Source organism: Dolichospermum sp. UHCC 0315A (assembly GCF_008121535.1).
Classification (GTDB): Bacteria; Cyanobacteriota; Cyanobacteriia; order Cyanobacteriales; family Nostocaceae; genus Dolichospermum; species Dolichospermum lemmermannii.
Map to the genome: position 1 here is coordinate 3,960,327 of NZ_CP043056.1, position 26,285 is coordinate 3,986,611.

The following is a 26,285-nucleotide window of genomic DNA, read 5'->3' on the forward strand; positions in this document are numbered from 1 at the left end:
TAACAACTGACAACTAACAAATGACTATTACAGCTACAGGTACTATTGAACGTCGGAATATTGGGCTTGGTGCTTGGGCTTTTGTAACAGAAGATGGTGTTACATACGAAATCTCAAAAAGTGCTGATAAAAACTTACTTAAATCAGGACAAAAAGCCAAAATAACCGGAAAAGTTCGAGAAGATTTAATGACAGCAGCGATGATTGGTTCTATTCTAGAAGTTCATTCTTTTGAAGTTATGACATAATTTACGCCTATAGCTATCCTAAATCAGTTATGAACAATTAGATCCCCGACTTCTTAGAGAAGTCGGGGATCTAACTCTTGCAATATTCACAAATTAAAGTTAATTTCGGGAACTATGCTGACTTTTACCCAACGTCAACCACCTAATACTAATGCTATAGTGAATATCACTCTTTCACTAACTGCGGAAGAACGAACTCGTAGCCGTCATAAATTTATATTAGCAGATGGTCAGGAGATTTTTTTGCGGTTAGCTAGAGGTACAGTATTACATGATAGCGATATTCTCACAGATGAAACCGAAAGTATTTATATGAGAATTATTGCTAAACCTGAACCTGTTTTAACTGTATTAGCAGAAATTCCTTTATTATTAAGGGCTGCATATCATTTAGGAAATCGTCATGTTCCTGTAGAAATAACTTCGACTTATTTACGCTTATCTCCAGATGCAGTTTTAGCTGCTATGTTAATCCAATTAGGGTTAGAAATTAAAGAAGAAATTTTACCTTTTCAACCAGAATTAGGGGCTTATGGAAATCACTCTCACGCATAGCCATTTTTTGACAATCTTACAATTAGCAAGTCCAGCTTTACCCGTTGGTGCTTATGGCTATTCGGAAGGGTTGGAGATGTTAATAGAAAATGGTACTATTACGAATATAGAAAATCTCAAAGATTGGCTAAACTCTGAATTAATTTATGGCTCAATTCGCCTAGATGCAGCGATAATGGTGAGGGGTTTTCATGCTGTCAAATTAGGTGATAGGTCGGCTTTAAAGCGGTGGAATTTATGGTTATCTGCTGCGAGAGATACGGAAGAATTACGGGCTGCTAGTTGGCAAATGGGACGTTCTCTGATGCAATTATTAGGGAAGTTAGAACCGGAAATTTTACCTGTGGTGAATGCTGTGGGTTATCCTGGCAATTATGCGATCGCATTTGCTATAGCTTGCGCTCATTGGGATATAAATATTCAAGCTGCTTTATTAGCTTATTTACACAGTTGGGCGAATAATTTAATTACCGCTGGTATCAAACTTATTCCGCTGGGACAAACTGCGGGACAGGAGTTATTACTGGGTTTACAACCTTTATTAATTACTACTGTGGGGGAGATTTTGACAATGGAAGATGATGATTTAGGATGTTGTAATTGGGGTTTGTCTTTAGCGAGTATGCAGCACGAAACCCAATATACTAGATTGTTTAGGAGTTAAAAATTATGACGGCTTTAAGAGTAGGAGTTGCGGGTCCTGTAGGTTCAGGAAAAACGGCTTTAGTAGATGCTTTATGTAAGAATTTACGGGAAAAATATCAATTAGCTGTGGTGACAAATGATATATATACTCAAGAAGATGCTCAGTTTTTAGTCCGTTCTCAGGCTTTGTCAAGTGATCGCATTTTAGGAGTAGAAACGGGAGGTTGTCCCCATACTGCTATCCGTGAAGATGCTTCTATGAATTTAGCCGCAATTGAACAATTAGAAGAGAAATTTACCAATTTAGATTTAGTCTTTTTAGAAAGTGGTGGAGATAATTTAGCGGCTACTTTTAGTCCTGAATTAGTAGATTTAACCATTTATGTCATTGATGTGGCTGCTGGTGATAAAATTCCCCGCAAAGGTGGACCAGGTATTACTAAATCTGATTTATTAGTGATTAATAAAACTGATCTTGCTCCCTATGTGGGTGCTGATTTGAATGTGATGGAAAGAGACGCAAAAAAAATGCGCGGTGATAAGCCTTTTATTTTTACAAATCTGAAAACTCAAGCTGGTTTAGGAGATGTAATTCAGTTTGTGAATGCAGCTATTTGTTAATTGTTTGAAATGGCTAACGCCACGCTTCGCTATCAGGATTTATAGGATTAAAGGATTTTCAGGATGTCATATTATTTCTCGTCAATCATGCAACAGTGTAAAGATATTTTATGAACAGTTTATTAATGGTGAGTTACGGTGCTTCCTCGATTATCAATATTTCTAGAAATGCACCTAACCCATAACTCACCCTAGGAACTCAAGAAAAATCAAGCCTCAAATGTATCCTTTAAACAGCTAATCTCAACTGTTGAGGTATTTGCTGTAGAATTAAGTGAATTACCTCTGGACTCCATTTGAGAACTCCACTAGTAAAGTCTGCAAACTGCTTTGCTTTTTCAGTTGGTTGCCATTGCCAGTTATCCTTAAGTTTCGTGATATATCCCATCTTTGCCAGCGTCTCAATGACACGCTGATATTTCCATTTTTCTCCAGTCTGTTTATAGAGTATTTTACTTATATCTGTTACAGTGAGATATTTTCTAGAAGATGCTGGATTAATGACCCTCAAGTCTAGAGTGACAGAGACTTCTAGATTTGCGGAAACTTCAGAATTGCTAATTTCAACATGAAGTGGTTGAAGATTGGTCTTTTGTGCCATAATAAAGACGATTCCTTTTGTGTCAATGAATAGGAGTCCCTGATCTCGCAAATCAGGAACAGTTTTATTGGAAATAAGTGTCAGCATGGCTATGATTTGCTAGGCTAACTTTTAATCTATGAAGTTTTTAAAAACTTTTCCCACACTTAGAGTGTAGCCTTTAGTTATATTCTTGTCAATCCAAGAAGGGAATTATATGATAGTAATTTTATCATATACGGTACTTAATAGTTTTTACACTTAACAAGAATATGTATACTTATTTTTGAAATTCCTTTAACCCTCCACTAAGAACTATTCCGATAAATTACTAAATCGTTACCTGTATAGATGCAAAAAAGCCTGCATTTCACCAGTTTGTTTTTCTGCTAATTCTCACTGCTATCTTTCCTATTCTATATGAAGGCTTTCCTTATTTACCCAGGAAATACTTTAGATAAATCCAAAACTAAATCAGGGAAAGATGGCAATTTGACAGACTCATTAGGTAATAAAATTAATTTACGACGATAATCGAAATTACCTTGGGAATCTTGATAAGGTTCACTGTAACACTCTAAACAGTATTTGCTTAAATTAAATATCCAATAATCAGAAATACCTGCTTCTGCATAAAGAGGTAATTTTATTTCTCGATCATATTTCAAAGTAGAATTAGAAATTTCAATTAAAAGTAATATAGATCATTAACTTCGGCTATTGTGGTCGAACGTTCAACTTCAAATACACAATCTGTGAGAGAAGCATTTAACAAAGGTACACGCACGGCTAAACCATTTAATTTACCATTCAATTCTGGATAAATTAACCCAATAGCTGTGGCTGAACCTGTGCTAGTGGGAATTAATGACATACTTGTAGCCCTAGCCCGACGCAAATCTTTATGAGGTGCATCTACAATGGTTTGAGTATTAGTATTGTCGTGAATTGTGGTAATTACTCCATGTTTAATTCCTAAACCTTCATGAATTACTTTTACGACTGGGGCTAAACAATTAGTAGTACAAGAAGCTGCTGTTAATAAATGATGTTTATCAGCTTGGTAGAGGTGATCATTTACCCCCATGACAATGTTTAAAGCCTCTTGTTTAACAGGTGCAGCAACAATTACCTTCTGCACACCTCTTTTAAAATAGGGGTCAAGGGTAGCGGGGGTTCTAAACTTACCAGAACATTCCAAAACTATATCAACCCCAAAATCTTCCCAAGGAACTTCACCCGGTTGGGAATATTCAGTAAAACTCAGGGATTTACCATCAATAACAACTTGGTTTTTGACCGCTTCTACTTCTGGTGTCCAACGCCCATGTACAGAATCAAATTTGAGTAAATGTGCTGCGGCTTCTGTTCCACCTTTGGTTTCATTAATGTGGACAAATTCCATTTCTGGGTAATCCCAAGCAGCACGAACGGATAACCTGCCCATGCGCCCAAATCCATTGATTCCTACTCTAATTGTCATGATTTTTATTAATTACTAAAATTGCTTTTGTTTGCGTAACAATTGCCCAAGAGTTAGGTTAAACTCCGATTTACCACCAAATACTGTTCCGGCTTTGCCTTTATACAAGTGGATAGAATTAAGTTTGTAAGCTTCCTCTGATAAGGGAACATAGCCAACAGAACTGACTATTTTTGCCGCATTTTTAATGTAGAAATCCGCAAGGTTATACACTAAAGTTTTGTTTTTACTAGACCGAAGATTGACATATATGAATAGAGGTCGAGAAAGTGGTTGATATTTGGCTTTTTCTACTGTTTCTGGTGATGGTAAAACGGCACCTTTACCACTATTAACTGCTAAAACTTTTAACTTATCTTTGTTTTCTTGGTAGTAGGCATAACCAAAGTAACCCAAAGCATTAGGATCTTTATTAACACCAGTAACTAAAACTTCATCATTTTCACTGGCTGTGTAATCTTTGCGACTGGCTTTGGCTTTACCGACAATTGCTTCGGTAAAATAATCATAAGTTCCAGACTTACCACCAGGACCATATAATTTAATTGGGCGGTCTGGCCAAGAATCTCGGACTTGATTCCATTTTGTAATTTTTCCTTCAGCCGCAGGTTCCCAGATTTTTTTCAATTCGGCTACTGTAATGTCTTTTGCCCAAGTGTTTTGAGGGTGAACAGCAATGGTTAGGGCATCAAAAGCTATGGGTAACTCCATGTAACTTACGCCATTTTTCTTGCAAGCTGCCATTTCTGACTGGTTAATTGGTCGAGAAGCATTACTGATATCTATTTTACGAGTACAAAATTTTTCAAACCCACCGCTAGTACCGGAAATATTTACTTGTATTTGACTATTATTTTTTAGGTTGGCTTGGTATGCTTTAGCTATGGACTGGGTAATGGGATATACGGTACTAGAACCATCTACTTTGATAAGTGCGTCAGTGGCAGAGTTAGTAACTTTTGTCGCTTCATTTGGTTTTTGAATATTTTGGGCAAGACCAAGCGTATTTGTAAAACTGCTTGTCAATGCTAGTATTCCGAAAGTTAAGACTAATTGGCTTGCTGTTTTATTCACTGATTTCACCTGTATAATTAGTGAGCAGACTATTTATCCTATCTACCTGTCATTTCAAGAAAAGTTAATATGTTAACATTGACTTTATCACTAGATACAACAATTAATTAAGAAAAATTGATGTGTTGTTTATACATAGCAAAAAAAATGCTTTTAGCTGCTTACTCTGCTCCAACATCAAAAGACGTTTGTTCACCAACCTCAATCCGAGTAGCAGGTTTTGGACTAAAGTGAGGTAAAAGCTTTTTCCTCGCGTGGAGAATCACAATTGTGAAGTTACAGCGACCGATTTTAGTGGGAGGACTAGGACTATCGTTCTCCCTGTGGATGTTAGACAGTTGGCATGATTCAATGGTGCAAGTGGGAGAATTCGGACTCCTGAGTGCTTTGGCTGTCGGTGGGGGTTTGTGGTTGTTCAATAAAAATCAGCCCCAATTAGGTGAACAGCTAAATGATATAGTTGTCAATCGGGCAGATGTGGATAAAGCGATCGCTCAAACCCAAGTAATAATTAATCAACTGGCACAAGAAGCAGTCAATCATCCTCACCTAGCAATTCTCCGCGAAAATCTCGCTAAATTGCCCTTAGAACTGGATAGAAAGGAAATTAACCTGGCCGTTACTGGTGGTAAATCCGTAGGTAAAAGTACAGTTATTGAAGTTCTAAAAACTGCCCCAACTATTCCGGGAATGTCTTTGCATTTTGCGGAAACAGCGCCTTTATTTTCCGTAGCTGGTGAAAATTCCGATGTTGTCACTTTATCGGAAATGCAGAAATCTGATTTTGTCTTATTTCTGACCAACGGTGATTTAACAGATTCAGAATTTCAGGTTTTACAACAGCTAAAAGCCACAAAACAACCAAGTTTGCTGGTTTTCAACAAACAAGATCAATATCAACCTGATGAACGCGCTACAGTTTTTCAATCATTAAAACAGCGCATTGGTGCAAATGTAGTTGCGACTGCGGCTTCTCCCGTACCTGTAAAAGTGCGGAAACATGAAGAAGATGGTTCTTGCCAAGAATGGATGGAACAACCAACGCCAGATATCCAGCAATTGACACAACAATTAGCAGCGGTTGTGGGACAGCAAGGAGAACAGCTAGTTTGTAATACCACAAATCGCAAGGTATTATTACTCAAAGCTGAAGCCAAAAATTGTTTAAATGGTGTGAGAAGAGATCAAGCTACACCTTTTATAGAACAATATCAGTGGATTGCAGCGGCGGCAGCTTTTGCTAATCCCGTACCTGCTTTAGATATTCTCGCTACTGCGGCGATTACTGCTCAAATGGTGATAGATTTGGGTAATATTTATCAGCAGAAAATTTCCTGGGAACAAGCGCAACAAGTAGCGGGAACTATGGGAAGTTTGATGTTGAAATTAGGTTTAGTGGAACTTTCAACTAGGGCTGTAACAGGTATTCTGAAAACTAATGTTGCTACTTTTGTCGCTGGGGGAATGGTAGAGGGAGTTAGTGCTGCTTACCTCACAAGAGTAGCGGGATTAAGTTTAGTAGCATATTTTGAACAGCAAGAAATTGCTTTAGAATCGGGAAGTGCGTTAAATCTCGACAAACTGCGTCAAGTTTTGCAAACTGTATTCCAGCAAAATCAAAAAATGGCTGTTTTGGAAGCTTTTGTCAAGCAAGGTGTGAAGCGGTTGTTACCGGAAGCCAAACCAGTGGAAGTTGTGGTTTAATCTTCCATATCCCCGACTGCTTAAAGAAGTCGGGGATATGAATCTCTCAATTGTCAGAATCAGGATATCCAGGATTTTAGGATTTACAGGATGTTGGTTTTAAATGTCATATTTTAAATATTCATTTAATATTTAATAATCAATTTTCAAATTGAAAATATGAGAGTTTAATAAGACAAATAAAATCACCAACTTCCCACAAAAAATCATCCAATAACATCCTGTAAATCCTTTAATCCTGAGTATCCTGATTCAGACAAATAAAATCACCAACTCCCCACCAAAAATCATCCAATAACATCCAAAACAAGATCCCCGACTTCTTCAAGAAATCGGGGATATAACACAATGATATATTTATCTCGACTTCGCTCGATAACCACCTGATTCTGACAAATAAAAAACTATAGAACAATACAGCTTAAATCATAAAATCATATACTCAACAATAAAATCCACATCCTGGTAAAATAAGTGACTCTACTGGCACTTCTGCAATACTTCAGCCTAAGAACTTTGCTGTTCTTATCTCTATCCTTGTAGACAAGGTTATTGTTACCAAAACCTTATATACTGTACTAAGCTTTGATAAGCTGGAAAATTGTGTTAAATGCGACACTATAAACTATGTATTCCTAGATTAAATTCTAGAGTGTCTATGGTTTTTAAGGTTTAATCAAGACTAAATCTAGTATTATTGAAAAGTCCGAAATTAGGTGTGGTGTGCAAATCAAGAGAGGAGTGAACAAAATGGATTTACGTGGAGATGCGTTGCAAATCCTTAAAGACACTAGTAGAACTTTTTATATCCCAATTAGTATTTTACCATCAGGATTACAAGAAGCAGTGGCATCAGCATACTTGTGTATGCGCGCCATTGACCAAATTGAAGATGATCCAAATTTGGATAATGGGACTAAAAAACGCCTGTTGCAGAATATTAGTCTAACATTGCAAGCGGGAATAGATGGTTTTCCCCTTGATGCTTTCTCTGTAGGATTTAAAGGTTACGAAAATTCTTTACAAGAAGTCAGTTTACGCATTAGAGAATGGTCAATATTAGCACCCGAAAGCATTGCCCCGCGAATTTGGGATGCAACAGCCGCAATGGCTGATAGAATGGCTTATTGGGCAGATAGAAATTGGCAAATAGAAACAGAGGCGGATTTAGACCGTTATACCTTTGGGGTAGCTGGTGCTGTGGGCTTGTTGCTCTCAGATTTATGGAATTGGTATGATGGAACTCAAAGCAACCGCACTCAAGCCATAGGATTTGGTAGGGGTTTGCAAGCAGTAAATATTCTGCGAAACAATGGTGAGGATTTAACTCGTGGAGTCAATTTTTACCCAGCAGGTTGGGATAATGATCATCTCCAAAAATATGCCCGTCGCAATCTCATTCTAGCAGATGCCTATACGAACTCTTTGCCAAATGGACCGGCTTTGCAATTTTGCCAAATTCCTCTAGCTTTAGCTCATGGTACTCTAGATGCTTTGGCTAGTGGTAAGGAAAAACTCACTCGTAGTGATGTTGTTTCCCTGATTGAAAACCTCATGGGTGTGAACGCTAAAGCTAGTTAGGAAATAGGGTATGGGGAACAAATCCGCCCGGAACTTAAGTTCCGGTCTAAAAGCTAAAGTGCGTTAAAACGCACTCTGGTTAACTCAAGATCAAAAACTATCCTATTTATGTCAAAGTAGTCGGTTTTAACCGAGTTTAGCTTTTAGACAGGGAATTCATTCCCTGGTTGGCTTAAGTTGACAACTAACAACTAACAACTAACAACTGACAAGAAAAATATTCATGAAAACTACTTTATTTTTGAGTCCACCTTCTTTTGATGGTTTTGATGGTGGTGCGGGGGCGCGGTATCAAGCAAAACGAGAAATTACTTCTTTTTGGTATCCGACTTGGTTAGCACAACCTGCGGCTTTAGTTCCTGGCAGCAGGTTAGTTGATGCACCTCCTCATGGGCAGACAGTGGATGATGTGCTGAAAATTGCCAAGGATTACGAATTGGTGATTATGCACACCAGCACGCCTTCTTTGGCTAATGATGTGAAGTGTGCAGAAACGATCAAAGCGCAAAATCCCAATGTGCAAATTGGCTTTGTAGGGGCGCACGTTGCGGTTTTACCAGAGGCAACTTTACGGGAAAATCCGGTTATTGATTTTGTCTGCCGCAATGAATTCGATTATACCTGTAAAGAATTGGCAGAAGGGAAACCTTGGGATGAAATCAAGGGTTTGAGTTACCGGGATAAGTTGGGAAATATCCACCAAACGGAAGAACGTCCTTTAATTCATGACTGGGATGCTATGCCCAGTGTGTTGCCAGTTTATGCCCGTGATTTAGATATTAGTAAATATTTCATTGGCTATTTGCAACATCCTTACATTTCTTTTTATACTGGGCGTGGTTGTCCAGCAAAATGTACTTTTTGTTTGTGGCCGCAAACTATTGGCGGACATTTATACCGTCATAAAAGCCCCGATGCCGTAGGCAGAGAAATGGAAGAAGCCAAGGTTCTCTTTGGGGACAAGGTGCGGGAGTATATGTTTGATGATGATACTTTTACCATTGACAAACATCGAGCGATCGCTATTAGTAAACACATGAAGCGACTCAATTTAACTTGGAGTTGCAATGCCCGTGCTAATTTAGATTATGATACTCTCAAAACTTTACGGGATAACGGATTACGCTTGTTATTAGTAGGTTTTGAATCTGGTAATCAAGAAGTTCTCAATAATATCAAAAAAGGTATTAAGCTAGAAGTGGCGCGAGAATTCATGAAGAATTGCCACAAACTTGGTATTACTGTCCATGGAACTTTTATTATCGGGTTGCCGATAGAAACGAAAGAAACTGTAGAAGAAACAATTCGTTTTGCTTGTGAATTAAGTCCCCATACAATTCAAGTTTCTATTGCTGCACCTTATCCTGGTACAGAATTGTATGAACAGGCCAGAGAAAAGGGTTGGTTTGCGAATGAGTCTTTAGTAGCAACTTCTGGTATTCAAACTTCAACTTTGCAATATCCAAGTCTTTCTAGTGCAGAAATTGAAGATTCGGTTGAAAAAATGTATCGCAAATTTTACTTCCGTCCCAAAGCGATTATTCCCATTGTGCGGGAAATGCTGGCTGATAGACAAATGTTAGTGCGTCGTTTGCGGGAAGGTAAGGAGTTCTTTGGTTATTTGAATGACCGTCGCACTCAAGCTTTAGCTAGGTAAATCGTCAGAATCAGGATTTACAAGATTTAAGGATGTTGAGGATTTGATTTAATTATCTTCTGAGAATTTTTTAATTAATCCTGTTAATCCTTTAATCCTGGTTATCCTGATTCTGACATTTTTAATCATCATCACTTTTTATCCATGTCTTATTTAATTATTAATGCTGATGATTTCGGGTTTTCCCAGGGTGTGAATGCAGCGATTATTCAAGCCCATGAGGAAGGCATTTTAACTAGCACTAGTTTAATGGTAAGTGGTGATGCTGCACAAAATGCGATCGCACTGGCAAAAAATCACCCTCATTTAGCAGTGGGTTTACACCTGGTTTTAGTGTGCGGTAAATCGGTTTTACCACCTGCACAAATTCCCCATTTAGTGGACTCTCAAGGTAATTTTTCCGATAATCCCACTCAAGCAGGATTAAGTTATCAATTTAATCCTGCTACCCGTGCAGAATTGCGGTTAGAAATATCTGCTCAATTAGAAAAATTTCGGGATTCTGGTTTAAATCTTGCTCATGTTGATGGACATTTGCACCTTCATGTACATCCTGTAATTTTGAATATTTTAACAGAATTTGCCGCGGAATTTCAGATTAAATTTATTCGTCTACCTTCAGAAGAATTAAGCAAAAACCTCAAAATTGATAACCGTAATTTATTCACTAAAATAATTTGGTCTATTGTTTTTGGACAATTACGCCGTTATGGAGAAGGTTTATTAAAAGCGAATCAAATTAAATTTGCTGACAGGGTTTATGGATTGTTACAAACTGGTGACATGAGCGAAGAATATTTACTCGGTTTGATACCGCAAATAGAAGCGGAATTAGTAGAAATTTATTCTCATCCTGATTTAGTGAATACTGAGATAAATAACGGTGGTGACGTAGAATTAGCGGCTTTGTTGAGTAAGCAAGTGCGGGAATTATTGACTATGAAAGGTTTTAAATTAAGTAATTATAACCAGTTAATTTAATTTAAAATCTTCTATAAATATCAATATTTAAAATATAATATTAATTGTGTTCGTTTATCAACCCTGATATTAATTGCATCTGCTATGGCACGCAAAACAAAAACAACATCCTCAACTACAGTAACTCCCCTAGCTCTTTCTGACTTACATCTCCAGTTAGCGGGTTTAGAGAAAGAACACCAATCTCTATTAAAGCAAATTAAGAAAAAGCGGACAGAATTAAATAACTTTGTCGAAAAAATGCGTTCTTTAGCGACAGAGGTATTTCATCGAGTTAGTCCAAATATGCAAACAATGGCCGAATTAGATGCAGAAATTCATGCTTTGTTTGCCGAAATTTTAAATACAAGAAAAATGGGAAAGCAAACCCAGAAAAATATCCAATCACTATACAGAAGTTTACAAATGGGAGGAGTTATTAGTTATAAACCTATTGAAGAAGAAGAAGATGATGATGAAGAATTAGATGAACTATTTGAAGATAATGATTCTCAAGAAAATCATCAACGTCGTCGTCAATTTTGGGAAGCAGAACAAGATTCAGAATCTCCCACAGTAGCGAGAACAGATGAATCTAGAAAAATCCGACAGACATTTTTGCGGTTAGCGGAAATTTTTCACCCTGATAAGGTTAAAGATAATGAAACCCAAATGACTCACACGGAAATAATGAAGGAAATTAATAAAGCTTACCAAGATGGAGATTTAGCGCGACTTTTGGAAATTGAACGTAAATATGAAGTCGGAGAAACAATTGATAATAATAGCGAAGATGATTTAAGTCGCAGATGTAGAAATATAGAACAACACAATCAAATTCTCAAAAATCAATATGAGAAGTTGAAACAGGAACTCCGGTTAGCAAAAAATACCCCGGAAGGATCAATGGTTGCGGATTACAAAAAAGCAGCTAAACAAGGTGTTGATTGTATTGAATTGATGCTGGAAACCATGCAAGCTCAAACTAAGCTAGTTGTGGAAATTCGTGATTTTGTTCAAGACTTTAAAGATAAAAAGATCACTATTAAAGAATTTCTCGCAGGACCAGAAAGTCTCCGTTCTGTACAGGAAGATATGATGGAAGAACTACTGGAAAGAATGATGGAAGAATTTGGGGGGATGATGGATTTTAATTAGCAAATTATTTCAAGATTTATTAAGAATAATTGACACTACTATATAGTTTCATATTAGTAATGTGTAAGTATTCATAATCATACTCAAATACTAGTGAGATTTCAATGATGTTAAACCTCCTGTCTAAAACCATCAATGTTCAAATTTGTAAAAATTTGCATGAATTTCGGTGCTTAATTTTAGCAGCGGAACTATTTTTCATCACCACTCTATTTAGTCCCAGTTTAGTGAGTGCAGAGGAATTTTTACCTTTCTTTGACAATACTAAGAATCCTGTCAAGGTTAAATTTGGTGGTGTACAAGATTTAACTCCTCCCCCTCCTGTGTTGAATAAGTTTGATATAGCAGTTAATCAACTGTGTGGAGAAGTGGGAACAGTAGTTAAACCCGCTAGTTTTAAAACCATGTTTAACAGTTTTCCCGATGTTTTCAGCAATATTAAAAATAATCTTGGGGGTTATATTTTTCCCAAAAGAACTTCTAATCAAGAATTTCTGGAAGATCTAACTAATCTTTGGTTTAATGCTAAAGGATTTGATCATGTTTTTTGTGGTGAACCAGAAAAAAATAAAATTGGTGGTTTACATTTTGCTGGACGTTATTTGGATTTACAAAATAAACGTATTGCTGGAATTTTACCCAAGTCTGTGAGTACATCTGAAGTTAAACCAGGTGCTGTTTATTCCTTTGGTGTGAGAATGAAAGTGGGTGGAAGCACTGTGAATGATCCACTAAAAGGATATGGTTACACCCTCAATGCAGAAGAGATTTTAACAATTGCAGCGAAAGCATACAAAAATAACCCCAATTCAGAACCTACATCTAAAGCTTGTTTGCTGACTGTAACTGATGATAAGAAAACATTTGTTAATGTTTTTGTTGCTAAAAAAGGTGGTATTCGTACCTTTTATCCTGATGCTACTCCTGATTATCGAAAAAATCCAGAATGTCAGGTTTAGTAACTTTCAATTAATAAACCAGGAAAACTAAAATGATATACAGCTCTTTGCGTGACTGAGATAGGTTTCATCTTGATTTTGCAAATTATTCCTTTAATTATTGTATTTAAATGTTACGCAAAGTGCTGTAATCATGAAGATATAACCGGAAACTCTGATGATATAATTGATATTTAGTTTCTTTATTTGTGTGTATTTCTTGCAGAAATTCTAACCAAGTTTCCATAATTTCCGCCACATCAAAAACATCAGCCTTGATAATTTGACTAATAGCTACCGTTGACATTGGTTGAGTTTCTTCAGCAGTTAAAACCCGCAAAATATCCATCGCAACATCAGATAAACCATCACCTTGCATCTTTTGCCAATGTTGTTGATAATAGGTTTCTAAATCTAGGGGAATTTGGTCAAAATTATTGACAGAATAAAAACCATCAGCCATAGCTTTTAAAACCTGCTGCACATACATAAAATTATCTTCATTTTCATTAATTAATTCAATTATATTTCTCTGCGAACTCTGCGTCTCTGCGGTTCGTTTCTTCCGAATATATGCTTTAATATCCTGCCGATTTTCCACTGGATAATCTGCTAAATCTAAAACCTGTGAAGGTGCTTCAATTAACAAGCCAGAATGGGATTTTTGATAGGGACGACGAGCGAAAATAAAATAAATTTGATCCGGTAAATATCGCGGTAGATAAAATAAATTCGTGCCTACAGCTTGACTATTTATATCAATTCCATCCAAACCATCAATCACAATAATTATTTTCTGATCTGGTAAATTCTCGCTGACTTGTTGCAATAAAGTAGAAAATAACCAACTTCCCTCATGTGCATTGATAAATCCTGTCTCTGTCATCGTTTGCGGGGAGGGTTGGGGAGAGGTGCTAGATAAATTCTCTAACAATAAATTTAACTGTGTACAAACCTCTGGAAAAAATGCCTCAACTCGATTTTTACCAGCAATTTGGGCATTGTAATAAATAGTATGGGGATTTTGGCGCACAAATTGGGCAAGAATGGCACTTTTACCGCTACCGGGTACACCGACAATGGTGAAATAACCCTTGGGGTAACGGTGGAGAAATTTATTAATAGCAGTGAAGATAAAATCACGACCTACAAAATTTTCACTCTTTGCTGAAGCAGAGAAAGATAAACTATTCATCTGTCACCTTTCCTTGCAAACGCAGAAAATGTAAAGTTCCTGATTCTTCCCCTGCAACGATTGTCACCCCATCGGGAGCAACTGCACAGCATAATATTAATATAGGACTTTCTCCGGTGAAAGTTGCTATTTCCTTTCTGGTTGCTAAATCCCAGATTTTGATGGTGTTGTCATCTGAACCAGAAATCACGCTTTTTCCATCAGGTGTGAGTGCGATCGCACTTACCCATTTACCATGACCTTCCAGGGTGAACTTTTCTGCACCTGTTACCAAATCCCAGATTTTGATAGTGTTGTCATCAGAACCAGAAATCACGGTTTTGCCATCGGGTGTGAGTGTGAGTGCGATCGCACTTACCCAGTTACGATGACCTTCAAGGGTGAACTTTTCTGTTCTTGTGTCCAAATCCCAGATTTTGATAGTGTTGTCCCGTGAACCAGAAATCACGGTTTTGCCATCGGGTGTGAGTGCGATCGCACTTACCCAGCTACTATGACCTAGAAGGGTGAACTTTTCTGTTCTTGTGTCCAAATCCCAGATTTTGATGGTTTTGTCAGATGAACCAGAAATCACGGTTTTTCCATCGGGTGTCAGTGCAATCGCATTTACCGAGTCACGATGACCTAGAAGGGTGAACTTTTCTGTTTCTGCGTCCAAATCCCAGATTTTGATAGTGTTGTCATCAGAACCAGAAATCACGGTTTTTCCATCGGGTGTAACTGCGATCGCTCTTACCCAGTTACGATGACCTTCAAGGGTGAACTTTTCTGTTCTTGTGTCCAAATCCCAGATTTTGATAGTGTTGTCCCGTGAACCAGAAATCACGGTTTTGCCATCGGGTGTGAGTGCGATCGCACTTACCCGGCTACTATGACCTAGAAGGGTGAACTTTTCTGTTTCTGTGACCACATCCCAGATTTTGATAGTGTTGTCATCAGAACCAGAAATCACGGTTTTTCCATCGGGTGTAACTGAGATCGCACTTACCGAGTTACGATGACCTTGAAGGGTGAACTTTTCTGTTCCTGTGTCCAAATCCCAGATTTTGATAGTGTTGTCATCAGAACCAGAAATCACGGTTTTTCCATCGGGTGTAACTGAGATCGCTCTTACCGAGTTACGATGACCTTGAAGGGTGAACTTTTCTGTTCCTGTGTCCAAATCCCAGATTTTGATAGTGTTGTCATCAGAACCAGAAATCACGGTTTTGCCATCGGGTGTAACTGCGATCGCTCTTACCCAGCTACTATGACCTTGAAGGGTGAACTTTTCTGTTCTTGTGTCCAAATCCCAGATTTTGATAGTGTTGTCCCGTGAACCAGAAATCACGGTTTTTCCATCGGGTGTAACTGCGATCGCTCTTACCCAGTAACTATGACCTTGAAGGGTGAACTTTTCTGTTCTTGTGTCCAAATCCCAGATTTTGATAGTGTTGTCAACTGAACCAGAAATCACGGTTTTTCCATCGGGTGTAACTGAGATCGCTCTTACCGAGTTACGATGACCTTGAAGGGTGAACTTTTCTGTTCCTGTGACCACATCCCAGATTTTGATAGTCTTGTCAACTGAACCAGAAATCACGGTTTTTCCATCGGGTGTAACTGCGATCGCACTTACCAAGTTACGATGACCTTCAAGGGTGAACTTTTCTGTTCCTGTGACCACATCCCAGATTTTGATAGTCTTGTCATCAGAACCAGAAATCACGGTTTTGCCATCGGGTGTGAGTGCGATCACACTTACCGAGTTACTATGACCTTCAAGGGTGCGAATTAATCTACCACCACCAGGAGGTGTGAGGCTACCTATTAAACTATATAAATCTAAATCTATATTTTGATCCGTGGCGATTTGTGATAATAAATTTTTAATTTCTGGTAAATCAAAATATGTTAGTCGTGCTGATAGCTGCCCTTTAAGTTGTTTTGGATCTTGAAAGATTATATGTGTTGTTCTGGATAAAGCACCTTGAATTAATTTTAACGCTTTGACAGTTTCCGCATACTTTGAATTATTCCTGATTTCAGAATTATCTAATAAATCATAATCTTCAATCAGTGCTTGCACTCCAAATAAGGGATGATTAATTTTTGCTTCGATAAAATAGTAGTTGGATAATAGTTTAAACAGTTTTTCATATTCTTTATTCTTTAATCGTAATTGAAGATATTCACCTAAAAACTGTTCTTTTGCTTCCTCTGACTTTTTATCAAAAAAACTGCGAAAGTTACTCATAGTATTAATCCTTCATCCATATTATTAGCAACTTCCGCATAAATTTCTCGTAAACTTACCCCCGCAGCTTCGACAATATCCTGACGTTGTAAAAAATCTCGGAAACTTTCATGATAAAAGCGATAACGGGGCGGTTGATAAGTTTTTTGTTCCTGTAAAAACTGTGTCCAACTTTTAATAACTTCCTGCACCGTGAGATCATCTTCCTGGGAATATTTGACAATCATCTCACGGGATACAGAACTTTTTAAAGCACACATTACATAAATGATTTTAATTTTATCCTTGGGTAAAGGTTTCTTACTCATTCCCATAATGCGCCAATGACTCTGATAATATCCCTGTAAACCTGCGGGTAATTGTTCTAGTTTTTCATCTTGATAAAATCCCTCTGCAATTGCTTCTAAAACATAGCGTAAATACATGAAATTATTTTCACTTTTAGCGGCGATAGTATCTACAAATTTTGGTTTACTCAAATCATGTTGTTGATTAATCCACTTTTCTAAACCTGCTTTATATGGTTCTAAACCGAGAAATTCTAAAATATAGGCTTTTACATCATCATTACTTTTATCCTGATATTCCCTCAAATCTAATTCTTGATATTTAGTATCGGGGGAAAGAGTTAATCTTTTATCATCTAAATTATAAGGTCTTCTGGTGAGAATCAAGTAAACCTTTTCCGGCAAATACATCGGTAAATTTAATAGATTTCCGTTGTCATCTTGATCAACTTCATCTAAAGCATCAATGACAATTACTAAATTTTCAAAATCAGACAATTTTTGACTAGCTTTAATTAATAAAGTTGATAAATCATCATTTTCTACATTCTGTAAATCAAATCTTTGGGTTAATTGTTGACGAATTAATTTCAGAAATACATCGGGACGATTTCTACCTTCAGCGCGAATATTAAAAAAGCAAATTGTCCCAGGATGATCTACTATATATTTGGCAGCTATGGCACTTTTACCCATTCCCGCATCACCAAGGATGGTAAAATATCCACTTTTGTGATCTTTGATAAATTTGCTGATAGCATTAAATACAAATTTTCGACCGCAAAATAGGTTTGTTTTATCATCAATTACGGTTTGAAATTCTGTTGGTATTAGTCGTGGAAACCAATCATCAACTATATCTGATGGTGTTAGTCTTTCAACTATACTGTTGTTTTCAAGTCCTTGATTTATAGCATTCACAACATTTTCTATAACGTATCTATCAACTGCTGTTACTTTTTGAGTCTTTTGTCCTATTAAATATTTAATTATATCTTCATTGGTCTTTGCTTCTGTTGCTAAACCTTGAATAGTAAAACCTGCTCTTCTATATTCTGCTTTGAGTTTATCTTTACCTGACTGACTACTTTGTACTTTTCCTGATTGAGTCATAAATATATATTAGTAGTAGATTAACTTTTTTAGACTATAGCAAATATGGATTATTGTTGTCTAGGGAATTTGGGGTATTTTTATTTCCCTACATTCCCTAAAATTTAGGGCAATATTTTCCAGAAGACAACCCTTTTTTCATCTTTTCCATTTTTAAAACCCTCTATAAGATATCAATAGTTAAACAAATTACCAAGTTAATTAAAGGAGATAACAGTTATGTTGAACCTGTTTAATAAAACTAAACCTCAAAACCCAAAACTCACCCCAGAACAACAAAAGCAAGCTTTCAATGCGTACATTTGGCAAATTCAGTTAGGATATAAAGTTAAAATTGCCATCGGTACAGTATCAGCAGTTTTTACTTTTGGTAGTGTTGCTTTATTTTACACTGGCAAAATTGAACAAACCCATCTTAACATCGGTATTGGTGTAATTTCTAGTGTGGTTGGTTTTAAATCTGCCAATGATAGCAAGAATGAATTAAAAGAACTGTTAGAAAGCTGTGAAATCCTAAACAATAGTAAATAAGGGTATTAGTTTGAGATCATAGCTGTAAGGGTTTAGCAATGCTAAACCCCTACCCAATTTTAAAATTTTCTATTCTTTAGTCATCTTTAGATGACTTTAGCTATGAGACTGGGAATTCATTCCCAGGCGGTTTATTGGGTTTATCTGTCAGCTTCCACACCCACCCGGAAATCAATTTCCGGGCTAATAGCTAAAGTGCGTTAAAACGCACTCTAAAAACAGTCGGTTTTAACCGACTTCAGCTTTGAGACAGGGAATTTATTCCCTGGCTACTGGCTACCCAGATTTTTTCAAAATTCATATACTATTGCTATATTTGCTAATAATTATTACCCATTTTCCTCATTACGAATTACCCGATGTTTTTGCAAATCTGCTAAATTACAAACTTCTAACGCCCTAGCATGAGTAGCTTCTAAAACCACGGTCGGTGCTACACCATCTTCTAGGGCTTCTTGCCACCTTGCAGCGCATAAACACCAGCAATCACCGGGTTTTAAGCCGGGAAAACTAAAATAAGGTGCAGGTGTACTCAAATCATTACCTTGGGATTTAGTATATTGCAAAAATTCCTCTGTAACTTGAGCGCAAACGACGTGCATTCCCATATCTTGTCCACCTGTGGTACAAAACCCGTCACGGTAAAATCCAGTCATGGGAGAAGTGCAGCAAATTTCTAATTTTGTACCCAGTACGTTTTTAGCTTCTGTCATGATTAATTCCTCACAATTATTATTTATTAGGGAAAACGAACCGCAGAGGCGCAGAGGACGCAGAGAAAAGAGGGTTTGAGAGATATTTTGGATAAGTCCTGATTTTCTAAGTTTGTGGAAGTTTATCAAATTCAATTTTACCATAGTTTAATTTAATAATTCTATCGGCTAAATGAAAATAATGATCATCATGACTAATTACTAAAATTGTTTTTCCCTGTGCTTTTAATTCTGGCAATAATTGAGTATAGAATATATCTTTGAATAAGGGATCTTGATCAGCAGCCCATTCATCAAATAGATAAATTTGCCGATTTTCTAAATATGCTGTTAGTAATGCGAGGCGTTTTCTTTGTCCTTGAGAAAGGGAGGTAGTGGAAAGTTGCCCATTTTCGATTTTGACTTTATGATCAAGTTGCAATTTCTCTAAATATTTTTGGGCTTGAATATCTAAGTTATTATTTTCTAATCCTAGTAGTTCTTCAAATAAATAAAAATCTGAAAATACTACAGAGAAATGTTGACGATACCATTCACGGTTATTTTCTGTAATCAAATTTTCATCTAAGATAATTTCGCCATTTTCAGGAATATATAAACCTGTAATTAATTTAGCTAAAGATGATTTACCGCTACCATTGCCACCAACAATAAAAACTAATTCTTGGGGATAAAGGGTAAGATTAATTGGACCAAGAATAAAACTACTATCTTCTTTATCTGTGTAATAAGTGTGAGTAATATTTTGAAGTTGTAAACTATGCCAATTTGTGAGAGAATCAGGCGGTGCAGTGGCAACTTCTCCACGACTGGCTAAAGATAAACCCAAAGATTCGATTTTTTGTAAAGCAACACTGGCTTTACTAATTAATGGTAAATTATTGGAAATATTATCCATGGGCAACATTAAATAAGTAAATGTGAGAATATAACCTGATAAAGTTTCGGCATCAATGGCGAATAAATGCGGTAAAATAAAGAGGACAAAACCAATGGCAAAGAAAAATATTAATTTACCCCAACTGGTAGTTGTGGCAAACAAAGTTAAACCTTGGACATTATGATTTCTAAATCTGCTGGCTGTGGCTTCTAGACGATTGCTGAGGAAAAATTGTCGGCGTTGATAGTGGATTTTGAGTTCTTTGATTCCGGCTGTAATAGTGCTAAAGTTATTAAATAAGGCATCTTGATCTTCACGGGCTAAAGCTAATAATTTTTCTCCTCTATCTAATAACCATTTACAACTACCAATAGCGACTAGCATTAAAACCACAACCATGATAAATACTAACCAAGATAGCCAAGTTATATATAGTAAACACCCCAAAGCCATGGACATATCAATACATAAAAAGGGAATGACATAGACAGCATTAGCTACAGCTTGGACATCTTCTGTTAAAGTTGCTAATAAGCGGGGATTTCCTAATTGTTCTAAATGACTTAATTCCGAGGCTAATATTTGCCGACTTAACCGCATTCTTAATTGCAAAACCGCATTTTGAGATAAGCGAATTAACATGATTTGGGAAATCACGCCGGTAATTAAGGCCACGGTAACTAAACCGACGAAACCCCAGGCTATAGTTGTCAGAGGTGCAGCATCGCTTTTACTCGCAGCACTACTAATGAGGGCGATTAATCCCGCGCTACTACCACCACTCAAGAAACCTGTGGTAATGGCTATTGCTACCATTGTCCACGAAGAACGCAAAAGAAAGTAAATTAGATTCATTATGTCAATTGTCAGTTGTCAGTTTTCAGTTGTCAGTTGTCAGTTGTTTTACTCCCTGATTCCCTATTCCTGATGTTAATTTTTTGTTTATCAGCCGTTTTATTTTACACCTATGGGGTTTATACAGCGATAGCTTTTTTGCGTGACTCCCCTCCCATAAACCCGAAATTTCATCCCCCTGTCACTATCCTGAAACCGCTGTGTGGTGTTGATAAGGGGACTTACACCAACTTAGCTTCATTTTGTCAACAAAATTATCCCCAATATCAAATTATTTTTAGTGTCCGCAGTTCTACAGACCCTAGTATAGAAGTAGTTGAGAAACTAATTCAACAATTCCCAGAAATAGATATTAGTTTGGTGGTGAAAGATCATATTATCGGTGCAAATTTGAAAATTAGTAACTTAGCTAATGCTGTCACCGCTGCCAAACATGATATTTTAGTAATTGCTGATAGTGATATTCTCGTCGGTTCAGACTATTTGCAAACAGTTATTCAACCGCTAAAAGATGAAAAAGTTGGTGTTGTTACCTGTTTATATCGTTCCACAGCCCAAGGAATAGCTACTATTTTAGAAGCTATTTGTACAGCCACAGATTTTCAACCCGGTATTTTGGTTAGTAAACAATTAGAGGGGATAAAATTTGCTTTGGGTTCAACCATTGTCATTCGTAAAACCACATTAGCAAAAATTGGCGGTTTTGCCGCCGTAGTTGATTATTTAGCAGACGACTATCAACTTGGTTATTTACCAACTCAAGCCGGGGATAAAGTAGTTTTGTCTAACTATATTGTAGAACACGGATTAGGACATAGTAGTTTATTAGATTCTATCAATCGCCAAATTCGTTGGGCGCGTTGTATTCGCGTTTCTCGTCCTGGGGGTTATGCAGGATTAATATTTACTTTTGGCACAGTTTCTAGTTTACTATTATTAATAACTAGTGGTGGTTCTATTCTCTCTTTGTTGGTTGTATCCATAACTTTACTCATGCGATTAATTATGGCTTGGGTAATAGGGGTAAAAGTTCTTAATGATGCAGCTACTAAAAAGTATTTTTGGTTAATTCCTGTTGCTGATATAGTGAGATTTATAATTTGGTGTTGTGGCTTTCTTGGTAATACTATTGAATGGCGAGGGACAAAGTTTAAATTAGTTAAAAATGGTAAATTAGAAATGGGTGTCTGATTTTATTTCATGATCATACTAATAAGATCAAAACCCTATTTCTTGAATTAAGTCCATAAAAAAAAAGTCCGTCAGTGCGGACTTAGAAAAATCAAAGCTTTAAAACCTGGACAGGTGGATTTTACCTATGTAGATACGGTTCATAACCACCCATTTAACTACGGTTTTAACACGTTAGCGGGAAATTGCCCTTGCACATTACCAGCAGGTAAATAATGACAGACAACATAGAAGGCATTATATTTAGTACCATTCAGAGTTTTAGTACCTTTTGCCGTACCACAACCCAATTGGGTACTACTTTTCCACACAACCTGGGTAAAATGCCCAGTAGCCGAAGAAAATCCTGGACTATTATAGTTATATAATTTGACTTCATCGTACCATGACTGAACTGCTGTGTTAGCCAGGGCGGCATAGTTTACTGAGGGTGCTGTAGTATAGGAGACATACAAGTTTTCTCCAGCATTGTTCCGTTGTCCAGAGGTGCTGTGTTGAAACAATCCATTGGTTGCTAGGTATTGCGCCCAGGCTTGAGCAGTGTTGTTAGCAGAACTACTAATAGTCATGTTAGGACTACGGTGAGTAGCTCGATAACTGTTATGTTTAGATAAAGAAGTGCTACGCAAAGTCGTTAGATCAATAGATGTTTGTGCTAAAACTGGTTCGCTACTCATGGGAATTATACTGGCAAATTGAGAGGGAGCTATTCCCATTAATATGAGAGTTAAAGCTGTACCTGTTGTTAGAGTGAGAGTTGAAAAGAATTTATTCATGTTTTTATTTGTCCTGTGACTAGAATGAATTTTTGACAAGTTAGGTTATCGGCAAGAAGTTTATGTCAACAAAATAAAACACATAAAACGCCTAACAATATGATACTTTTTTAAAGCCATATTTTTTAACAAAATGATTCAACCCCGTAAACAGTTTGCTCAACATTGGTTAAAAAGTGATAAAGCTCTCAACTCAATTGTCCAAGCGGCTAATTGTCAGGAAACTGATAAAGTTTTAGAAATTGGCCCCGGTACAGGAATTCTCACTCGGCGTTTATTACCGCTAGTGAAATCTTTACTAGCAGTGGAAATTGACCGGGATTTGTGCAAATTACTAGCTAAACAATTGGGTGAAAAAGAAAATTTCTTACTTCTGCAAGGCGATTTTCTGACTCTTGATTTACTATCCCAATTAACAGCATTTCCTAATTTCCAAAAGCAAAATAAAGTTGTTGCTAATATTCCCTATAATATTACTGGGCCAATTATTGAAAAGTTACTGGGGACTATTTCTCATCCCAATCCAGAGCCTTTTGGTTCTATCGTTTTATTAGTACAAAAAGAAGTAGCAGAAAGATTATATGCTAAACCCGGTTCGAGAACTTTTGGGGCGTTATCGGTGCGGGTACAATATTTAGCAGATTGTGAGTTAATTTGTACAGTTCCCGCTGCGGCATTTGTGCCACCACCAAAGGTAGATTCCGCTGTGGTACGGTTACTTCCTAAACAAATAGAAATTCCAGCCCATGACCCCAAGAAGCTGGAAACTCTAGTTAAATTGGGATTTGGGTCAAAGCGAAAAATGTTAAGAAATAATTTACAATCGGTAATTGACCGTGATCAATTGACGCAATTACTGGAACAATTAGAAATAAATCCCCAAGTCCGCGCTGAAGACCTCGGTGTTGCCCAATGGGTATCACTGGTAAATATGATAGGAAATGCTGAATAGTTGTCTTTACTGTTCCCTATTCCCTATTCCCTGTTCCCTGCTTTTATAACCGTTATGCGTTCTTACAGTTTAATTACACCTGCCAAAATCAATTTGTATTTGGAAATTATTGGTAGTCGTCCCGACGGCTATCATGAATTAGCAATGATTCTCCAAAGTATAGATTTATCTGATCAAATTGATATTCACCCTGCCAGTACAAATAATATCCGCGTCTACTGTGATCATCCCCAAGTACCCACAGATAAAACTAACCTAGTTTATAAAGCTGCGGAATTAATGGCTAAGGAATTTCCCAATGCTTTTAGTAATTTTGGGGGTGTTGATATTACCATTAAAAAGCATATTCCTGTTGCTGCTGGTTTAGCGGGAGGTTCTACCAATGCCGCAGCGGTGTTAGTAGGAATAGATTTACTTTGGAACTTGGGATTAACTCAATCAGAACTAGAAGAATTAGGCGCAAATCTCGGTTCAGATGTGCCATTTTGTATTGCTGGAGGAACGGCAATTGCTACGGGTAGAGGTGAAAAACTCGCTCCTTTACAAAGTTTGGATAATTTACATATCGTATTAGCCAAATATCGCAGTTTAGAAGTTTCCACACCTTGGGCATATAAAACCTATCGAGAACAATTTGGGATTAATTATATTCAAGATTCAGAAGGTTTAGCGGCTCGTGCTAGTGCTTTTCATTCAGAAGGCATGGTAAAAGCTATCTTGAATAAAAATACCGAAAAAATTGTCCAAGAACTACATAATGATTTGGAGAAGGTTGTCTTACCAGCTTATCCTCAAGTATTGCAACTGCGGGAATTATTCGCCAGTCAACCAGGGGTTTTAGGGACAATGATGTCAGGTTCTGGCCCTTCAGTCTTTGCCATTGTTGAATCTCAAACTCAAGCAGAAATAGTCAAGCAGCGAATACGTGAAGCTATTCCTAATGAGGATTTAGAATTGTTTGTAACGCGGACAATTAAACATGGAATTAAAATCGCCTAATTTATTATGAATCAACCAAAAGAAACGTCATCAGCAGATAGTTCTACTCAAGTACAAGCAACTCCATTACGCTGTATAACTGGAGCTACAATTTCGGGTGGATTTGCCTTTATTACCTATTCTCTCATGATAGCGATCGCTACTACTTTTGCCAATAAACCCAACCATTCTGATAACCAAACCGTCATCAATATCGCTGCCGCTGTCCGTACCCTAGTAGTAGGTATAGTAGCCTTGGGTGCGGGTATATTTGGATTAGTTGCATTAGGCTTATTAGCCTTATCAGTACAACTTTTTATCCAAAAATTAAGCAATCCTAAAAGTAGTTAGTTTCAGCTAATAGGGAATAGGAAGTTATTTTCTTCTTCCTGCTTTCTTCTCTAACTCCTAACTTAATTCCTCCCGACAGCTACAGGTTTAACTAATTGTGAGCGATTTTTGATAAATTGCAAGTTATTATTTTTCAAACCTGAATTTAACTGATTTTTTTTGCGCCAATCTGTGGGAGATGTATGATTATATTGGCGAAACTGTCGGGAGAAATGACAAGCACTTTGATAGCCAAGATTTGTAGAAATTTCCTCAATTGTTTGATTAGTATTTTTCAGTAAAGGTAGGGCTGCTACCATTCGTCTTTTGATAATCCAAACATTTATGGGATCTCCTGTTTGTTTAGCAACTTGATTGGTTAAATATGCAGAAGAATAACCAACAGCTTCAGCAACATCCGATAAAGTAATTCCTTCTTGATAATTAGCTTCAATATAATCAAAAACCTTTTTCAGATGGGGAATATTCGGAAAAATTGACTGAGAATTTACTGGTGTATTGGGTAATTCTGCTAATGTGACTTGAGGAAAATTAGTAGCATACCAAGATCTAAAAAGATCCTGTTTTTGTAATCTAATTGCGATTGCTCGCAATAACTCATCAGTTGTTGCAGGTTTAGTTAAATAATCATCTGCTCCAAATTCCATTGCTTTTCGCAAAGATGCCTTTGTATTAATAGCAGTTAGAAAAATAAAAGGAATAATTGCCGTTAATCTATCCTCCCGTAGATTCCTTAATACAGTATAACCATCCATGTCTGGCATTACCATCTCACAAATCACCAAATCAGGTAAATATTCTTTGATTAATTGCAGTCCAATAATACCATTTTCTGCACCTATACCATGATAGCCCTTAGCCTGAAGATAATCTAAAACAAAATTGCGATTCACAACTTCATTGTCAATGACGATAATTTTTTTTGTTACGGACATAATTATTCCAATCACTAGATTTTGGTGTTTTTAGCCATTACTAAAATCTGTACCGATTCACGGACAAATTTTAGATATAAACTGAGCA

At 37.0% G+C, this 26,285-nt stretch carries 24 protein-coding genes and 2 pseudogenes; 15 read left to right on the plus strand and 11 right to left on the minus strand.

Going from position 1 to position 26,285, the window contains the following annotated elements:
* The first annotated feature begins 20 nt into the window (after positions 1–20).
* From BMF77_RS19005 to ureG, 4 genes are all read left to right on the plus strand, one after another.
* The gene (locus tag BMF77_RS19005) at positions 21–248 is read left to right on the plus strand and encodes a hypothetical protein (protein WP_015080949.1); all 228 of its coding nucleotides are present in this window, start codon (positions 21–23) and stop codon (positions 246–248) included.
* A 114-nt stretch (positions 249–362) separates the two neighbouring features.
* Entirely contained in the window at positions 363–803 is a 441-nt protein-coding gene (gene ureE, locus BMF77_RS19010; protein ID WP_148764981.1) for an urease accessory protein UreE, read from the plus strand.
* Entirely contained in the window at positions 781–1,467 is a 687-nt protein-coding gene (locus tag BMF77_RS19015; protein WP_148764983.1) for an urease accessory protein UreF, read from the plus strand. The genes ureE and BMF77_RS19015 overlap by 23 nt, the downstream gene beginning before the upstream one ends.
* Before the next feature lie 5 nt (positions 1,468–1,472).
* Positions 1,473–2,069, plus strand: coding sequence for an urease accessory protein UreG (gene ureG / locus BMF77_RS19020; RefSeq protein WP_148764985.1), 597 nt, complete (start codon positions 1,473–1,475; stop codon positions 2,067–2,069).
* Positions 2,070–2,298: 229 nt separating this feature from the next.
* On the opposite strand, the gene BMF77_RS19025 is transcribed toward ureG, so the two are convergent.
* The 4 genes and pseudogenes from BMF77_RS19025 to BMF77_RS19040 form a co-directional block, all read right to left on the minus strand.
* A complete protein-coding gene (locus BMF77_RS19025) occupies positions 2,299–2,757 on the minus strand; it encodes a hypothetical protein (RefSeq protein ID WP_148764987.1) in 459 nt (152 codons plus the stop codon).
* Between the two features lie 329 nt (positions 2,758–3,086).
* A pseudogene (locus BMF77_RS19030) lies at positions 3,087–3,350 on the minus strand (Uma2 family endonuclease); the annotation flags it as partial.
* A pseudogene (locus BMF77_RS19035) lies at positions 3,350–4,132 on the minus strand (glyceraldehyde 3-phosphate dehydrogenase NAD-binding domain-containing protein); the annotation flags it as partial. The pseudogenes BMF77_RS19035 and BMF77_RS19030, both read right to left, overlap by 1 nt.
* 15 nt (positions 4,133–4,147) lie before the next feature.
* Positions 4,148–5,206 (minus strand): PstS family phosphate ABC transporter substrate-binding protein, encoded by a 1,059-nt coding sequence (locus tag BMF77_RS19040; protein WP_148764989.1) that lies wholly within the window; start codon positions 5,204–5,206, stop codon positions 4,148–4,150.
* 327 nt (positions 5,207–5,533) lie between these two features.
* Here BMF77_RS19040 and BMF77_RS19045 point away from each other — a divergent pair, with 327 nt between their 5' ends.
* The 6 genes from BMF77_RS19045 (at position 5,534) to BMF77_RS19070 (ending at position 13,225) form a co-directional block, all read left to right on the plus strand.
* The gene (locus tag BMF77_RS19045; protein ID WP_148767083.1) at positions 5,534–6,910 is read left to right on the plus strand and encodes a DUF697 domain-containing protein; all 1,377 of its coding nucleotides are present in this window, start codon (positions 5,534–5,536) and stop codon (positions 6,908–6,910) included.
* A 750-nt stretch (positions 6,911–7,660) separates the two neighbouring features.
* The gene (locus BMF77_RS19050) at positions 7,661–8,491 is read left to right on the plus strand and encodes a squalene/phytoene synthase family protein (RefSeq protein ID WP_148764991.1); all 831 of its coding nucleotides are present in this window, start codon (positions 7,661–7,663) and stop codon (positions 8,489–8,491) included.
* Positions 8,492–8,714: 223 nt separating this feature from the next.
* Entirely contained in the window at positions 8,715–10,148 is a 1,434-nt protein-coding gene (gene hpnJ, locus BMF77_RS19055) for a hopanoid biosynthesis associated radical SAM protein HpnJ (RefSeq protein ID WP_039205337.1), read from the plus strand.
* A 144-nt stretch (positions 10,149–10,292) separates the two neighbouring features.
* The gene (gene hpnK / locus BMF77_RS19060; RefSeq protein ID WP_148764993.1) at positions 10,293–11,129 is read left to right on the plus strand and encodes a hopanoid biosynthesis-associated protein HpnK; all 837 of its coding nucleotides are present in this window, start codon (positions 10,293–10,295) and stop codon (positions 11,127–11,129) included.
* Between the two features lie 84 nt (positions 11,130–11,213).
* Entirely contained in the window at positions 11,214–12,266 is a 1,053-nt protein-coding gene (locus BMF77_RS19065; protein ID WP_148764995.1) for a J domain-containing protein, read from the plus strand.
* Between the two features lie 104 nt (positions 12,267–12,370).
* Entirely contained in the window at positions 12,371–13,225 is an 855-nt protein-coding gene (locus BMF77_RS19070) for an EndoU domain-containing protein (RefSeq protein ID WP_148764997.1), read from the plus strand.
* A 106-nt stretch (positions 13,226–13,331) separates the two neighbouring features.
* Here BMF77_RS19070 and BMF77_RS19075 read toward each other — a convergent pair whose 3' ends face one another.
* Genes BMF77_RS19075 through BMF77_RS19085 form a run of 3 tightly spaced genes read right to left on the minus strand, consistent with a single transcriptional unit; the run spans position 13,332 to position 18,035 of the window.
* On the minus strand, positions 13,332–14,399 hold the full coding sequence (locus BMF77_RS19075) for an ATP-binding protein (RefSeq protein WP_148764999.1): 1,068 nt from the start codon (positions 14,397–14,399) through the stop codon (positions 13,332–13,334).
* The gene (locus BMF77_RS19080; protein ID WP_148765001.1) at positions 14,392–16,635 is read right to left on the minus strand and encodes a WD40 repeat domain-containing protein; all 2,244 of its coding nucleotides are present in this window, start codon (positions 16,633–16,635) and stop codon (positions 14,392–14,394) included. Before BMF77_RS19080 ends, BMF77_RS19075 begins: the two co-directional genes overlap by 8 nt.
* Entirely contained in the window at positions 16,632–18,035 is a 1,404-nt protein-coding gene (locus BMF77_RS19085; RefSeq protein ID WP_148765003.1) for a hypothetical protein, read from the minus strand. Before BMF77_RS19085 ends, BMF77_RS19080 begins: the two co-directional genes overlap by 4 nt.
* Before the next feature lie 219 nt (positions 18,036–18,254).
* Between BMF77_RS19085 and BMF77_RS19090 the strand changes: the two genes are divergently transcribed.
* Complete coding sequence (locus BMF77_RS19090; protein ID WP_148765005.1) at positions 18,255–18,566, plus strand: hypothetical protein; 312 nt, start codon at positions 18,255–18,257, stop codon at positions 18,564–18,566.
* Positions 18,567–18,895: 329 nt separating this feature from the next.
* On the opposite strand, the gene BMF77_RS19095 is transcribed toward BMF77_RS19090, so the two are convergent.
* Entirely contained in the window at positions 18,896–19,279 is a 384-nt protein-coding gene (locus BMF77_RS19095; protein WP_148765007.1) for a DUF2237 family protein, read from the minus strand.
* A 106-nt stretch (positions 19,280–19,385) separates the two neighbouring features.
* Positions 19,386–21,014 carry a cyclic peptide export ABC transporter gene (locus BMF77_RS19100; RefSeq protein WP_148765009.1) on the minus strand — a complete coding sequence of 543 codons (1,629 nt, stop codon included), beginning with the start codon at positions 21,012–21,014 and terminating at the stop codon, positions 19,386–19,388.
* Between the two features lie 15 nt (positions 21,015–21,029).
* On the opposite strand from BMF77_RS19100, the gene hpnI reads away from it, so the two are divergent.
* Complete coding sequence (gene hpnI, locus BMF77_RS19105) at positions 21,030–22,205, plus strand: bacteriohopanetetrol glucosamine biosynthesis glycosyltransferase HpnI (RefSeq protein ID WP_371735125.1); 1,176 nt, start codon at positions 21,030–21,032, stop codon at positions 22,203–22,205.
* Positions 22,206–22,363: 158 nt separating this feature from the next.
* Here hpnI and BMF77_RS19110 read toward each other — a convergent pair whose 3' ends face one another.
* The gene (locus BMF77_RS19110; protein WP_148765011.1) at positions 22,364–22,981 is read right to left on the minus strand and encodes a CAP family protein; all 618 of its coding nucleotides are present in this window, start codon (positions 22,979–22,981) and stop codon (positions 22,364–22,366) included.
* Between the two features lie 133 nt (positions 22,982–23,114).
* Here BMF77_RS19110 and rsmA point away from each other — a divergent pair, with 133 nt between their 5' ends.
* From rsmA to BMF77_RS19125, 3 genes are read left to right on the plus strand one after another with little or no spacing between them, the layout of a single operon-like run.
* Entirely contained in the window at positions 23,115–23,933 is an 819-nt protein-coding gene (rsmA, locus tag BMF77_RS19115; protein WP_148765013.1) for a 16S rRNA (adenine(1518)-N(6)/adenine(1519)-N(6))-dimethyltransferase RsmA, read from the plus strand.
* Between the two features lie 54 nt (positions 23,934–23,987).
* Positions 23,988–24,932, plus strand: a complete 945-nt coding sequence (gene ispE / locus BMF77_RS19120) for a 4-(cytidine 5'-diphospho)-2-C-methyl-D-erythritol kinase (protein WP_148765015.1) — start codon at positions 23,988–23,990, stop codon at positions 24,930–24,932.
* A gap of 6 nt (positions 24,933–24,938) precedes the next feature.
* Entirely contained in the window at positions 24,939–25,262 is a 324-nt protein-coding gene (locus tag BMF77_RS19125; protein ID WP_015080977.1) for a DUF3082 domain-containing protein, read from the plus strand.
* Positions 25,263–25,324: 62 nt separating this feature from the next.
* On the opposite strand, the gene BMF77_RS19130 is transcribed toward BMF77_RS19125, so the two are convergent.
* On the minus strand, positions 25,325–26,197 hold the full coding sequence (locus BMF77_RS19130) for a DNA-binding response regulator (protein ID WP_148765017.1): 873 nt from the start codon (positions 26,195–26,197) through the stop codon (positions 25,325–25,327).
* Positions 26,198–26,285 lie beyond the last annotated feature (88 nt).

Coding starts and splice junctions, on each gene's coding strand:
- BMF77_RS19005 (WP_015080949.1), top strand. CDS start 21: ATGACTATTACAGCTACAGGTACTATTGAACGTCGGAATATTGGGCTT.
- ureE (WP_148764981.1), top strand. CDS start 363: ATGCTGACTTTTACCCAACGTCAACCACCTAATACTAATGCTATAGTG.
- BMF77_RS19015 (WP_148764983.1), top strand. CDS start 781: ATGGAAATCACTCTCACGCATAGCCATTTTTTGACAATCTTACAATTA.
- ureG (WP_148764985.1), top strand. CDS start 1,473: ATGACGGCTTTAAGAGTAGGAGTTGCGGGTCCTGTAGGTTCAGGAAAA.
- BMF77_RS19025 (WP_148764987.1), bottom strand. CDS start 2,757: ATGCTGACACTTATTTCCAATAAAACTGTTCCTGATTTGCGAGATCAG.
- BMF77_RS19045 (WP_148767083.1), top strand. CDS start 5,534: ATGTTAGACAGTTGGCATGATTCAATGGTGCAAGTGGGAGAATTCGGA.
- BMF77_RS19050 (WP_148764991.1), top strand. CDS start 7,661: ATGGATTTACGTGGAGATGCGTTGCAAATCCTTAAAGACACTAGTAGA.
- hpnJ (WP_039205337.1), top strand. CDS start 8,715: ATGAAAACTACTTTATTTTTGAGTCCACCTTCTTTTGATGGTTTTGAT.
- hpnK (WP_148764993.1), top strand. CDS start 10,293: ATGTCTTATTTAATTATTAATGCTGATGATTTCGGGTTTTCCCAGGGT.
- BMF77_RS19065 (WP_148764995.1), top strand. CDS start 11,214: ATGGCACGCAAAACAAAAACAACATCCTCAACTACAGTAACTCCCCTA.
- BMF77_RS19070 (WP_148764997.1), top strand. CDS start 12,371: ATGATGTTAAACCTCCTGTCTAAAACCATCAATGTTCAAATTTGTAAA.
- BMF77_RS19075 (WP_148764999.1), bottom strand. CDS start 14,399: ATGAATAGTTTATCTTTCTCTGCTTCAGCAAAGAGTGAAAATTTTGTA.
- BMF77_RS19080 (WP_148765001.1), bottom strand. CDS start 16,635: ATGAGTAACTTTCGCAGTTTTTTTGATAAAAAGTCAGAGGAAGCAAAA.
- BMF77_RS19085 (WP_148765003.1), bottom strand. CDS start 18,035: ATGACTCAATCAGGAAAAGTACAAAGTAGTCAGTCAGGTAAAGATAAA.
- BMF77_RS19090 (WP_148765005.1), top strand. CDS start 18,255: ATGTTGAACCTGTTTAATAAAACTAAACCTCAAAACCCAAAACTCACC.
- BMF77_RS19095 (WP_148765007.1), bottom strand. CDS start 19,279: ATGACAGAAGCTAAAAACGTACTGGGTACAAAATTAGAAATTTGCTGC.
- BMF77_RS19100 (WP_148765009.1), bottom strand. CDS start 21,014: ATGAATCTAATTTACTTTCTTTTGCGTTCTTCGTGGACAATGGTAGCA.
- BMF77_RS19110 (WP_148765011.1), bottom strand. CDS start 22,981: ATGAATAAATTCTTTTCAACTCTCACTCTAACAACAGGTACAGCTTTA.
- rsmA (WP_148765013.1), top strand. CDS start 23,115: ATGATTCAACCCCGTAAACAGTTTGCTCAACATTGGTTAAAAAGTGAT.
- ispE (WP_148765015.1), top strand. CDS start 23,988: ATGCGTTCTTACAGTTTAATTACACCTGCCAAAATCAATTTGTATTTG.
- BMF77_RS19125 (WP_015080977.1), top strand. CDS start 24,939: ATGAATCAACCAAAAGAAACGTCATCAGCAGATAGTTCTACTCAAGTA.
- BMF77_RS19130 (WP_148765017.1), bottom strand. CDS start 26,197: ATGTCCGTAACAAAAAAAATTATCGTCATTGACAATGAAGTTGTGAAT.